General features: G+C 67.4%; 10 protein-coding genes. 8 read left to right on the forward strand and 2 right to left on the reverse strand.

Annotation, left to right across the window (positions count from 1 at the left end; all coding sequences use genetic code 11):
• Positions 1–2 precede the first annotated feature (2 nt).
• Positions 3–131, reverse strand: a complete 129-nt coding sequence (locus ACZ619_RS41155) for a DUF6408 family protein (protein WP_469610685.1) — start codon at positions 129–131, stop codon at positions 3–5.
• A 432-nt stretch (positions 132–563) separates the two neighbouring features.
• Here ACZ619_RS41155 and pglW point away from each other — a divergent pair, with 432 nt between their 5' ends.
• A complete protein-coding gene (gene pglW / locus ACZ619_RS41160) occupies positions 564–5,276 on the forward strand; it encodes a BREX system serine/threonine kinase PglW (RefSeq protein WP_469610687.1) in 4,713 nt (1,570 codons plus the stop codon).
• On the forward strand, positions 5,273–8,887 hold the full coding sequence (gene pglX / locus ACZ619_RS41165) for a BREX-2 system adenine-specific DNA-methyltransferase PglX (RefSeq protein ID WP_469610689.1): 3,615 nt from the start codon (positions 5,273–5,275) through the stop codon (positions 8,885–8,887). Before pglW ends, pglX begins: the two co-directional genes overlap by 4 nt.
• Here pglX and ACZ619_RS41170 read toward each other — a convergent pair.
• A complete protein-coding gene (locus ACZ619_RS41170) occupies positions 8,814–9,428 on the reverse strand; it encodes an ATP-binding protein (protein ID WP_469610691.1) in 615 nt (204 codons plus the stop codon). The two genes, pglX and ACZ619_RS41170, sit on opposite strands and share 74 nt — an antisense overlap.
• Before the next feature lie 176 nt (positions 9,429–9,604).
• Here ACZ619_RS41170 and ACZ619_RS41175 point away from each other — a divergent pair, with 176 nt between their 5' ends.
• From ACZ619_RS41175 to ACZ619_RS41200, 6 genes are all read left to right on the forward strand, one after another.
• Entirely contained in the window at positions 9,605–10,435 is an 831-nt protein-coding gene (locus tag ACZ619_RS41175) for a helix-turn-helix domain-containing protein (protein ID WP_469610693.1), read from the forward strand.
• Positions 10,432–10,635: a DUF397 domain-containing protein gene (locus tag ACZ619_RS41180; RefSeq protein WP_469610695.1), complete on the forward strand. Its 204-nt coding sequence runs from the start codon at positions 10,432–10,434 to the stop codon at positions 10,633–10,635. The genes ACZ619_RS41175 and ACZ619_RS41180 overlap by 4 nt, the downstream gene beginning before the upstream one ends.
• A gap of 238 nt (positions 10,636–10,873) precedes the next feature.
• A complete protein-coding gene (locus tag ACZ619_RS41185; protein ID WP_469610697.1) occupies positions 10,874–11,059 on the forward strand; it encodes a hypothetical protein in 186 nt (61 codons plus the stop codon).
• Positions 11,019–11,543, forward strand: coding sequence for a DUF6879 family protein (locus ACZ619_RS41190; protein WP_469610699.1), 525 nt, complete (start codon positions 11,019–11,021; stop codon positions 11,541–11,543). The genes ACZ619_RS41185 and ACZ619_RS41190 overlap by 41 nt, the downstream gene beginning before the upstream one ends.
• Before the next feature lie 111 nt (positions 11,544–11,654).
• On the forward strand, positions 11,655–11,792 hold the full coding sequence (locus tag ACZ619_RS41195; protein WP_469610700.1) for a hypothetical protein: 138 nt from the start codon (positions 11,655–11,657) through the stop codon (positions 11,790–11,792).
• 214 nt (positions 11,793–12,006) lie between these two features.
• On the forward strand, positions 12,007–12,882 hold the full coding sequence (locus tag ACZ619_RS41200) for a hypothetical protein (protein WP_469610702.1): 876 nt from the start codon (positions 12,007–12,009) through the stop codon (positions 12,880–12,882).
• Positions 12,883–12,953: the final 71 nt, after the last annotated feature.

Raw genomic sequence — 12,953 nt, forward strand, 5'->3', positions numbered from 1 at the left:
GGTCAGCTGACCAGGCGCGCTGCCTCGGTCAGGGCCGTCACCAACAGGTTGATGACGACGCCCACCGTGACGTCGACCAGAATCTGACGAATCCGGTCACGACGTGCAGGCTTGTACTCGACGGGGTTCATCGGTTTCCACTCCAGAGCGTGAGCTGGGAATGGCAGGGATCGCCCTACCGGGCATCCGCAGTCACACCGCGTACAGGACGCGGTGGAGACCACTCGTCGCTCATCGCCGAGAACCGGCACCTGGAACACCGCCGACGTACCCTCCGGGAAGGTGCGCAGCGGGTAACCACGTTAGTGCACACACCGGTTGACGGAGATCGATTTTGGACGCGGTGGAGTTCGCGCGTTTTCGCCCGAAGGGGCAGTCGAGGCTGCAGAGTATGGGTGGTCTGCGCATGACAGGCCGCCGGATTCAGGCGATAAACCGGGAATGCTCCCTGGTTCCGTCCTACACCGTCTCTTTTTATGTCACATACAGCCACTAGGATCGGTGTCGAGGGTCTGATCACGGAAACGGCGGCCCTTGCGAGACACGAGAAGCGGGGAACAGGCATGCGGGAAGGCCGGTGGGTCACGGTCACCGAGTCCGAGTTCGATCATGAACGCCGCGGCCTGGAGGCGATCCGGGAGAAGCTGCCGGACTCCGACCCCTGGCGCGCCTGGTCGAACTTCACCTTCACCGCGAACACCGGCCACGTCCGCGAGGTCGACCTGCTGGTCGTCGCCCCCGGCGGCGCCTGCATGATCGAGCTGAAGGACTGGCACGGCTCGGTGACCGCCGAGAACGGCACCTGGGTGCAGACCATGCCCGGTGGCCGTCGCCGTACGCACGGCAACCCGCTGCACCTGGTCAACCGCAAGGCCAAGGAACTCGCCGGCCTGCTCGCGCTGCCCGGCCACAAGCGGGTCTGGGTCGCCGAGGCCGTCTGCTTCACGGACAACGGTCTCCGGGTACGACTGCCCGCCCACGACCAGAACGGCGTCTACACCGTCCACCAGCTGGTCGAGATGCTCAAGCAGCCCCCGAACGACGAGCGACGCCGTATCACCGCGATCGCGTCGCGCGAGATCGAGGCGGCCCTCAAGAACATCGGCATCCGCAAGAGCGACGCCCAGTACAAGGTCGGCCCGTACGAGCTGGAGCGGAAGTCCTTCGACTCCGGCCCCACCTGGGCGGACTACCTCGCCCGCCACAGCGACCTGCCCGAGGCCGCCCGCGTCCGCATCTACCTCAGCGAACGCGGCTCCGACGCCTCCCTGCGCCAGTCCGTCGAGAACGCCGCCCGCCGTGAGGCCGCGGTGCTCGGCCGCTTCAAGCACCCGGGCGCGGTCGAACTCAAGCAGTACTTCCCCTCCGGCCACGCCGCCGGCCCCGCCCTGATCTTCGACTACCACCCGGCCACCCTCAAACTGGACGAGTACCTGGTCCAGTACGGCGAGAAGCTGGACATCCTCGGCCGGATGGCGCTGGTCCGCCAGCTCGCCGAGACCATGCGCTCCGCGCACTCCAGCCGCATCCACCACCGGGCGCTCGCCGCCCGCTCCGTCCTCGTCGTCCCCCGGCCGCGCGGCGGCAAGGGCCGGGCCGTGGGGGAGGAGGCCGCCTGGCTCACCCCGCAGCTGCAGATCTCCGACTGGCAGATCGCCACCCAGCGCAGCGGCGACTCCTCCCAGGGCCAGGGTCAGGGCATGACCCGCTTCGCGCCGACCGCCCTGTCCGTGACGCACCTGGCCGACGACGCCGACGCCTACCTCGCCCCCGAGCTGACCGCCCTCAACCCCGACCCGGTCTACCTCGACGTGTACGGCCTCGGCGTCCTCACCTACCTGCTGGTCACCGGCAAGGCCCCGGCCGCCAGCCAGGCCGAGCTGCTGGCGCGCCTGGAGGCGGGCGAGGGGCTGCGCCCCAGCTCCCTGGTGGACGGCCTGTCCGAGGACGTCGACGAGCTGGTGCAGGCCGCGACCGCCTACCGGCCCGGCCAGCGTCTCTCCAGTGTGGCCGAGTTCCTGGAGCTGCTGGAGGTCGTCGAGGACTCCCTGACCGCCCCGGCCCAGTCGGCCACCGGCACGGAAACGCCCGGCGAGGAGGACGAGCCGCCCGCCGACAAGGATCCGCTGGAGGCCGTCGCCGGTGACGTGCTCGCCGGCCGCTGGGAGATCCGCCGCCGCCTCGGCACCGGCTCCACCAGCCGCGCCTTCCTCGTCCGCGACCTCCAGGCGGAGGCCCACAGGACCCGCTCGCTGGCCGTCCTGAAGGTCGCCCTCTCCAACAATCGGGGCGAGATCCTGGCCCGCGAGGCCGAGGCGATGGGCCGCCTGCGCCCCCACTCCGGCATCATCCGCCTCGTCGAACCCGAGCCGCTGCACATGGGCGGCCGTACGGTCCTGGTGCTGGAGTACGTCGGCGACGAGCGCGACGAGGGCGGTCTGGGCACCGAGGCGGCCGGCGGTCGCCCGCGCCGCCGCGAGGAGACCGTCGCCCGCCAGCTCCGTGAGAACGGCCGTCTCCAGGTCGACCAGCTGGAGGCGTACGGCGACTACCTCTTCGGCGCCGTCGACTTCCTGGAGGGCGAGGGCGTCTGGCACCGCGACATCAAGCCGGACAACATCGCCATCCGCGTCCGCCCCAACCGCACCCGCGAACTCGTCCTCATCGACTTCTCCCTCGCCGGCTACCCCGCGAAGAGCACCGACGCCGGCACCGACGGCTACCTCGACCCCTTCGTCGACGTCATCACCCGCGGCTCGTACGACTCGCACGCCGAGCGGTACGCCGTCGCCGTCACCCTGCACCAGATGGCCTCCGGCGAGCTGCCCAAGTGGGGCGACGGCAGCGTCCTGCCCCGCATGACCGACGCGAAGGAGTGGCCGTACCCGACCATCGCGGCCGAGGCCTTCGACCCGGCCGTACGGGACGGACTGGTCTCCTTCTTCCAGAAGGCTCTGCACCGCGACGCCGGGAAGCGGTACCCCGAGCTGAAGCCGATGCGGGACGCCTGGCGCAAGGTATTCCTCGACGCGTCCCAGACGGTCCCGTCCAGCCACCGCACCCGCGCGTCGGCCCCGGCGGCCACGACGACGGGGGAGGCGCTGCCCGCCGAGGGCACCGCCGCCGCGGCGATCGCGGACGCCGAGCCGGAGAGCGCCGAGCAGCAGCGGAACCGGCTGGCCGCCGAGGTCACGCGGGATACTCCGCTGACCGTCTCCGGTCTTACGCCGGCCGCCCAGTCGTTCCTGTACGGCCTGGGCATCACGACGGTCGGCGAACTGCTGGACTACAGCCGCCGCAAGCTCGTCAACGCACCTGGACTGGGTGCCAAGACCCGCAACGAGGTCCAGCAGCGGCAGCGCGAATGGGGCGAGTTGCTGCGCGAGGCGCCGGTGTCCCCGCTGACGGCGAAGGGGCGGGCGGAGGCCAAGGAGGAGCTGGACCAGCTCACCGCTGCCGAGTCAGCCCTGGTGGGCCACCTCGCGACGGGCGAGTCGGCGGGCACGCTGCCTGCCCGCACACTGCGCTCGGTCAGCCTCGACACCCTCGCCACCGTCTTCGTGCCCGCCGTCAACAACAACGGCTCCAACCGCAACAAGGCGGAGATGGTGCGGCTGCTGCTGCGCCTGCCCGACGAGCACGGCGGCCTGCCGGACATCGGCGTCTGGCCGAAGCAGAAGGACGTCGCCGACGGGCTCGGGCTGAGCCACGGCCGTATCCCGCAGATGCTCAAGGAGGAGCGCAAGCGCTGGAAGGCGGAGCCCGCCGTCCAGGCGCTGCGCGAGGAGATCGTCGGCCTGCTGGTGAGCATGGGCCGGGTCGCCTCGGCGGTGGAGATCGCCGACGCCCTGGCGGTCCGTCGCGGTACGCATCTCGCGGGGCGTGAGCAGCGGCGGGCGATGGCGCTTGCGGCCGTACGGGCCGTGGTGGAGGTCGAGCAACTGGTCCCGCAGGAGGCGGAGTTCCAGCACCAGCCCAACCGCAAGGCCACGGACGAGTCCCTGGGAGCGGGCCTGCTCGCGCTCGATGTCCGGGAGACCGACGGCCCGGACACCCCGACCGCGCCGGGCCTGCTGGAGTACGCGACTCGTCTCGGCAAGACGGCTGACCGACTCGCCAGGCTGGACACCCTGCCGACGGCGGCGACTGTGCTGGCCGAACTGGGCGCGCTGACGGTGCCCCCAGGGGCGGTGGAGTGGGACGAGCGCCGGATGGTTGAGCTGGCGGCTGCGGCGTCGGTGAACGCCGCGGCGACTCCGCGTCTGGAGATCTACCCGCGTGACTTGTCGTTGGTCCGGGCGTTGCGGCTGACGCAGGCGGGGCTGGTCCGCCGGACTCAGGGTATGCCGGAAGGACAGCAGCCAGGCTTGACCGGCGAAGCCGTGCACGAGCGGGTCCGTGCTCGCTTTCCTGAGCTGGTCGTGGTCGATGGGCGAGGTGGTGCCTCGCATGAGCTGCCGACTGGTGGTCCGCTCACCAAGGCCCTGCGCGACGCGGGATTCGACCTGTCGCTCAGCATGCACGAGCGCGAGGGTGTGCTGCGGTACCTGCCGACACGGGTGGACGACACGTCCAGCTACCTCACGACGGGCGCGTGGCGGCAGTCGACGCGTACGGGCGCGGTGACGCGGTACGCCGACGACCCACAGCTCGCGGGCGCGGTGAGTGCGGAGGAACGGCTGCTGGCGTCGGCTTGGCGGGACGGTTACCGGGTGCTGACCGTACGGCAGCAGTTGGTGCGGGACGCGGTACGGGAGCTGGGGACCGAGCGGCTGGGCGCGGACGCGCTGTCGGTGACGGAACTGTTCCTGGAGGCTCTGCACGCTCAGGTCACGCCGGGGACCAAGCCGACCTGGGAGACCCTGCTCAAGGCGGACGCGGCCGAGCCCGGCTCGAAGGGCGCGGTGCGGTTCGCGGAGTACGTGCGGACGGCGTGGGGCGCGGTGGAGCCCCGGGTCGCGGAGCTGCTGGGTGACCGTGGCGGGGCCGGGGCCGGTCCTGTGCTGCTGACGGAGGCCGGGGTGTTCGCGCGGTACGACGCGATGGGCGTCCTGGACCGGCTGGCATCGGCGGCCCGGCGGGGCGGGCGGGGGCTGTGGCTCCTGGTCCCGCAGAGCGACCCCTCGCGCGAGCCGAGGCTCGGGCAGGTGGCCGTGCCGTACCAGGCCGGCCTGGGGGAGTGGATTCAGCTTCCGGACACGTGGGTGGGCAACGCCCATCGGGGGTCCGGTGACGTTGTGGCAAGTGCCAGTGGTGTCGAGGGAGACGCGAAGTGATCGACCGCAAGGCTCTGTTGAACGATCTGAAGCAGCAGGTCAAGGCGGTCGAGACCGACCTCGGGCGACAGGTGAAGGCGCTGGGGGACGTTGGTGCGCGCCTGAGGGCCGAGTACGACCAGGCGCGCAAGCTGGGGCGTACGGCGGCGACGTGGACCTCGTGGCTGGACGACCGGGTCACGCAGGTCGCGGTGGCGTGGGTGCTGGGGACCGTGTTCGTCCGGTTCTGCGAGGACAACCGGCTGATTCCCGAGCCATATCTGACGGGGCCGGACGGGGATCGGCGGGAGCTGGCGGAGTCTCGGTACGACGCGTATGTGGAGGCGGACGAGGACCCGACGTACCGGGGGTGGCTGGAGAAGGCTTTTGAGGAGCTGGGGCAGGGGCAGGCTGGTCGGCTGCTTTTCGACAAGCGGCACAACCCGCTGTACCAGGTTCCGCTGTCGCATGATGGTGCGCGGGAGTTGGTTGAGTTCTGGCGGGGGAGGGATGAGGGGGGTGTCCTCGTCCACGACTTCACCGACCCGCTGAACGAGGACGGCACGGAGGGGTGGGACACCCGGTTCCTGGGGGACCTGTACCAGGACCTGAGTGAGGCTGCGCGGAAGACATATGCGCTGCTCCAGACACCGGAGTTCGTGGAGGAGTTCATCCTCGACCGGACGATGAATCCTGCGGTGCGGGAGTTCGGGTACGAGGAACTGAAGATGATCGACCCTACGTGTGGGTCGGGGCACTTTGTGTTGGGGGCGTTTCGGCGGTTGGTGCGGTTGTGGGGGGAGGGGCAGCCGGGGAAGGATGTTCATGAGCGGGTTGCGGCCGCACTGAGGTCGGTGCACGGTGTCGATGTCAACCCGTTCGCGGTGGCTGTTGCGCGGTTCCGGCTGCTGATTGCGGCGATGGCGGCGGGTGGTGTGCGGACGTTGGGGAAGGCGGCGAAGTACGATTGGCAGGTATCTCTGGCGGTTGGGGACTCACTGATCAAGTCCCGTCGCTCCCAGCAGGGCAACCTGTTCGGCGAGGCGGACGAGGACTTCGTGGATGAGTTGGCGGAGTTCAAGTACGCCACAGAGGACGTGCAGGATTACCCGAATATCCTGAGGTCGGGACGGTATCACGTGGTCGTGGGGAACCCACCGTACATCACGGTAAAGGACAGCAAGCTCAACGAGCTTTACCGGGATCTTTATCCGGCGTGTGCGGGCGCCTACGCGCTCTCGGTTCCGTTTGCCCAGCGGTTCTTCGAACTCGCCAAGCGTGGGGATATTGAAGGACGAGGCTTTGGCCTGGTTGGACAGATCACCGCTAACTCCTTCATGAAGCGTGAGTTTGGGGCCAAGCTCATCGAGGGCTACTTCGGGCACGCGGTTGAACTGACCGAAGTCATTGACACATCGGGTGCGCACATTCCGGGACACGGGACGCCGACGGTCATCCTGGTTGGCAAGCAGAGGGGCGGGGACGCGCGATCGGCAGTGATCCGGACCGTTCGTAGCGTGCAGGGAGAGCCTGCCACGCCGGAGAGCGGGGAGGAAGGTCTGGTTTGGCGGGCGATTGTTGAACAGATCGACAAGCCGGGCTCAGTTGGCCAGTGGGTGTCCGTGGACGACCTGGACCGCAAGAAGTACTTCGGTAAGCAGCCATGGATTCTTGCCGACGGCGGCCTCGAAATGGTCGAGCAGCTCGAGTCGTCGGGCATTCGAACTCTCGCCAGCGCCATCGATGTGATCGGCAGAACGACACACACTGGCCTGGACCCCGCTTATTTCCTTTCCGAGTCGGCTGCCACGACCCGTGGCATCGCTGACCATTGCGCCCCAGCCGTTCTGGGCGATGGGGTCCGCGACTACTCTGTTGAGGCGCCGGACACAGCCTATATGCCCTATGACAGTCAGGGTGACCCTCGTGAGCTTGGTCTACGTGAAGCGTCGTTCCTCTGGCCTAACAGGACTGTGTTGCGGCGGAGAGTTGACTTCGGGCATACGCCCGAGCAGCGTGGGCTGCGTTGGTTCGACCACAGCATGTTCTTTCCGAAGCGGTTCAGAGCACGGTTCTCCATGCCATTCGCCTTCGTGGCAACCCACAACCACTTCGTGCTGGACCGGGGCGGGAAGGTGTTCAACCGTTCGGCGCCGGTGGTCACGCTGCCAGAAGGGACTAGCGAGGAGGACCACTTGCGGTTGCTCGGGCTGCTCTGCAGCTCCACGGCTGGGTTTTGGCTCAAGCAGGTAAGCCAAGGTAAGGGCGGCAGCGGACTGGGACGTGGGATTCAGAGCGAAGCCTGGGAGGAACGCTACGAGTTCACTGGGTCCAACCTAGACGACTTCCCTCTCCCCGCCACCTACCCAACCGACGTCGCCGCTTCCCTAGATGCCCTCGCCCAGCAAAGTGCCTCTGCGAGCCCCGCAGCTGTGGCTGCCAAAGAGACGCCCACCGCCATCATTCTCCGCGAAGCCCGTGCTACTTGGCACTCCACTCGCGCCCGCATGATTGCTCTCCAAGAAGAATTGGACTGGCAGGTCTACTCTCTTTACAACCTCCACTCTGAAGATCTCCGTGTCTCCGAAAATCCCGAAGACCGCAACATCCACGAACTCGCCCTCGGTGAGCGGGCCTTCGAGATTCTCCTCGCGCGCCGAGTAGCCGCTGGCGAGGCCAGCGGCGAGTGGTTCAAGCGGCACAACTCCACCCCCATCACCGAGATCCCCGCCCGATGGCCCGCCCCCTACCGCGAGATCGTCCAGAAGCGCATCGACGCTATCGAGTCGAACCGTGCCATCGGCATGGTCGAGCGTCCCGAGTACAAGCGTCGCTGGTCCACTGAGGGATGGGATGCCCTCCAGGAGAAGGCCCTCCGCTCCTGGTTGCTTGACCGCATGGAGAACCGCGACCTCTGGTTCGACGAGAACGGTCAGCCCACCATCCTCACCCTGGCACGCCTCGCCGACGTCCTCTCCCGAGACGAGGACTTCGTCTCCGTCGCCAAACTCTACGCGCCCCGTAAGGAGCTCGCGAAGGTCATCACTGAGCTGATCACCGACGAGCACGTGCCGTTCCTCCCCGCCCTGCGCTACAAGCCCTCCGGCCTCAAGAAGCGCGGCGACTGGGAAGAGGTATGGGACCTCCAACGCAAGGAGGACGCGGCACTCGACGAGCCCGCCAAGCGGAAGATCCGGGACTCCATCCCCGTGCCGCCGAAGTACACCTCGGCCGACTTCCTCCGCGCCTCCTTCTGGAAGGCGCGCGGCAAGCTCGACGTGCCCAAGGAGCGGTTCGTCTCCTACGGGCAGACCAACGCCGCCACCCCCGAGCTGTACGGTTGGGCTGGCTGGGACCACCGGGAGCAGGCGCAGGCGCTCGCCACGTACTTCACCAACACCGCTCTGTCGACCGAGGAGATCACGCCGTTCCTCGCCGGCCTGCTGGAACTCCAGCCGTGGCTATCCCAGTGGCACAACGAGTTCGACATGCTCTACAGCGGCTCCCCGGCGGACTTCTTCGCCGGATACCGCCAGCAGAAGCAGGGCGAGCACGGACTCACCGACGACGACCTCCGTAACTGGCGCCCCCAGGCCGCAACTCGTGGCCGCCGCGTCGCAGTGAAGAAGTAGCCGTAACCGAATCGGTGTTGTGCTCGTACGCCGATGCCGAGTCTGCAGGACGGGGGGCCACCGGGTGAATGACCGGGTGGCCTCCGGTCGGTACACGCAGCTCGGCCCAGATGGTCTTACCAGGGGTGGCCGGGCGAGAGGTGACACCCCAGTCATCCGCGAGGGCGGCGACGAGGTGGAGGCCGCGGCCCGACTCGGACAAGGAGTCGGGAATCGAGGTAGTGGGTGAGGGCTGTTTCTCGGCGCGGGTGTCTGTCACCTCGATGCGGAAGCTGCCCTCAGCCAGCGTGAGTTGGATATGGAAGTCCCGGCCGGGGACATGCCCGTGCCGTACGGCGTTGGCAGTCAGTTCGGCCGTGATGAGGGTGAGCGTCTCGTTGACCGGGGTGGTGTAGGGGTGGCCCCAGTCGTTCAGGCGGTGGGAGACGAGTCGGCGGGCGAGGCGGGCGCCGCGCGGGGTTGAGGTGAAGCGCATGGTGAACTCGTGTTCGGGAGTGAGGTGCTGCGGCATATGCCCGTTCGGGGGAGTTGCTGACTTCATGCGGTCAACGGTCGCGGACTGTCCGTAGCGTTGACCAGGAGCGACGCGTTGACGGGTGCGGGCTGTACACGTGGGCGGTGCGCTTGTAGGTGGTGTCGGGCGTGACCGGTATCCGGGCCGTGCGTTGGCCGGACGGGGTCCGCTGACTGTGATGGCCGTACGGGAGGAGCTGCGGCGTGGACGACGGGGTTCAGCAGTCGGAGTACGAGTTCGGCGCGGGCATGTTGTGCATGTTCGGGCGGCAGCTGAAACTGTTCAGGGAGCGAGTGGGGATGGACCGGGCGGGACTCGGGTCGCTGACCGGGTACTCGTCCTCGACCATCGCGTCGTTCGAGCAGGGGAGACGTATTCCGCCGCCGAAGTTCATCGACAAGGTGGATGAAGTGCTCGAGGCAGGTGGGGTGTTGAGCGCTGGCAAGGAGGAAGTGGCTCGGGCTCAGTATCCGGCGTTCTTTCGGGATGCAGCCAAGTTGGAGGCCGAGGCGATTGAGTTTCATGTGTATGACACTCAGTTGGTCAACGGCCTGTTGCAGACTGCGAACTACGCGCGAGCGGTGTTCGCCATGTGGCAGCCGCTGCTCGATGAAGCGCTCATCGAGCAGCGGGTCGCCGCACGACTGGCACGGCAGGAGATCTTCACCCGGCACCCGGCGCCGCATCTGAGCTTCGTGATCGAAGAGGCTGTCTTGCTTCGGCCGCTCGGCGGAAAGGCTGTCTGGCGAGGCCAGTTGGAGCACCTCATGTTGATCGCCGAGAAGCGCAACGTTGTGATTCAGGTGATGCCTTTGTCCCGTCAGGAACATGCGGGACTCGCTGGCGCGTTCACCCTGATGGAGACCAAGGATGGGCGCAGGATCGCGTACACGGAGGTACAAGGCGACAGCCGTGTCCACACGGAGCGTGTCAAGGTGCGAGCGCTTGAGCGTACGTACGGGATTCTTCGCGCGCAGGCCCACACTCCGACAGAATCACTGGCGTTGATCGAGAAGCTGCTGGGAGAGAGATGAGTGGGGAAAAAGGCAGGTCTGCCTCCGATGGCCTGGGGTGGTTCAAGAGCAGTCACAGCGCTGGTGACGGAGGCCAGTGCGTTGAGGTTGCGGCTGGGATAGGCACGGTCCACGTCCGAGACTCAAAGGACACAACCCGCGCCGCACTCGCCGTAGACCCCACGGCGTGGACCACGTTCGTAGAGTTCGCTGCACACTGACATACGCAGGGCCCTCGACATCCGCGTGCTGGCCGAGGGCCCTGTATGTCGCTCAAGCGGGTAACCAGACCCTTTCGCGTCGGCGCCAGGGCCGTCTCCCAAGTCCAGTCAATGACCTGTCAACGCAGCTTGAGATCCCGGAGAGGGAAACAGCGCTGGCGGTTCCCTCAGAGCTGTTCGAGCACCTCGCGAAGGACGGCCTGCCGACCGGGGAGGCAGCCTTATCGAGGACCTGATCATGATCCTCACGCCGGGCGGTACGTTCGTCGTCCAGGACCGGGAGGTCACCGTCCCCGAGACCCTGGCGCAGATGGAGATTCCGGACTACGAGACCGCGGTCGAGGTCCCCAAGCCCGCGAGCACCGCCCTACTGGAGGAACCGCGTGGAGCTGATCTCCAGCGCCGAGCGCAACCAGCTCTTTGAGAGCTTCGCGCAGGACGCATTCCATCTGGAGCTGAGGGACGACTACTCCGTCCCCGACGAGGCCAGTCCCTTCACGAGCTGGCTCCGCGGCGAGAGCGTCGACTACTCCTACATGGAACCGTGGACGCAGCTCATCAGGCGCGTCATCGGCGCAGGGAAGACGGTCCGACGCGTCCGCGTGGTGACCGAGCCCCACACCCCCTACATCCGAGGGGAGCACGCCACCACCGTCCTCAACGAGGAGGCCGGCGAGGAGATCCGCTGGCTGCCCCGACACCGCCTGCCTGAGCACGTCACCCTTCCCGTGGGTGGAAACGACTGGTGGCTGTACGACAACCGCCTCCTCGCGGTGGGGCACTTCGACTCAGACGGCAGAGTGCTCGGGTCGGAGATCGTCCAGGAACCGGACACCGTGGCCGAGTGCGTGCGCCTGCGGGATCTGCTGTGGGCCGCCGCCGTTCCCCACCCCGAGTACAAGCCCTGACCGACCCAAGCACCCGATCGGCGAACCGTGGTCATCCAGCGGGATGCCTGGACGATCTTCGTCTCGCATGCCAAGCAGACGTAGTGGCATGCATGTTCATGGTTGATCATCATGTGTGCCGACTACGACGGCGCCTTCGGTGAGGGCGGCTGCCGCGCCCGTGGCATCGTTCACCCGACCGTGCTGAACGTGCCGTTCGCGGCCTCTGTAAAAGAGGCACGCGGTCAGGGCCTTTCGGTGGGCATGTGATCGTCGAGGGTCCTGCGCGTGTCCGTCGCTGTGGCACCTTCAGCAGTCCTCGCGCCCTACTCGCCGAGCACGAGTCTCGGCGGAGGGCGTTTTCCGGGTGAAGTCGACATCGTGACGGGACCCGTCCCACACGCCACCCTCACTCGCATAACGAGGTCCCAACAGAGCTGACAAGTAAGGCCTTTGGGGCGCGGAGCTACTGTAGGTTCCTGCCATGAAACAGGGTAAAGAGGTCGAGAACCCCGATTCGCGCTTCTCCGCGGTGCTGCTGGCGGCAGCGAAGCTCCCGGGCGTGCGTATCCATAGGGAGGCGTACCTCCGCAGTGCGTTGGCTCGCCATTGCTCCGAGGAGGACATCCGAAGAGCGATAGAAGAGACCCCCGCTGCGGCGGGCATCAGCGTCGAGATTCTCGACAAGGTGGCCAACGACTCCATCCGCTACGAAACAGCCAAGGTCAGCGCCCTCTCCGCCGCCGCCGGCATACCCGGCGTCTTCGCGCTTCCCGCCACTGTGCCTGCGGACGTGGCCCAGTACTTCGGCCACATGGTGCGCATCGCGCAGAAACTCGCGTACCTCTACAGCTGGCCCGATCTGTTCTCCGAGGACGGCGACGACCTCGACGACGCGACCATGGGAGTGCTCACGCTGTTCTTCGGCGTGATGTTCGGCACCCAGTCGGCGAACGCGGCCGTGGGGAAGGTCGCCGGGATGATGTCGAAGGAGGTCGCCAAGAAGCTGCCCCAGAAGGCGCTGACCCAGGGTGTCGTCTACCCGATAGTGAAAAAGGTCGCGGCATACCTCGGCGTGCAGATGACGAAGCAGTCGTTCGCGAAGACCGTCTCGAAGGCCATACCCCTCGTAGGGGCCGCTGTCTCCGGCGGACTCACTTTCGCGACCTACCTTCCGATGGCCAAGAGGCTCAAGAAGCACCTCGCCAGCCTGCCGTTGGCGGAACCGTCGCACCGGGTGGTGGACGGGGAAGTCCTGGTCGGCGAGGTCGTGGAAGTCGTCGAAGACCAAGGGCCTTCCGCCACGGCGCACGCTGAACAGCACGGCGCGGACACCACCGCCGTCAAGATGGAGCAGTGATCGCCCCGGACTGACGACGACGGCGCGACGTACCTCCGGCGGCCCTGTGTGCTGACACTGCGTCGGCTCTA

This window comes from Streptomyces sp. NPDC104367, from assembly GCF_055583825.1.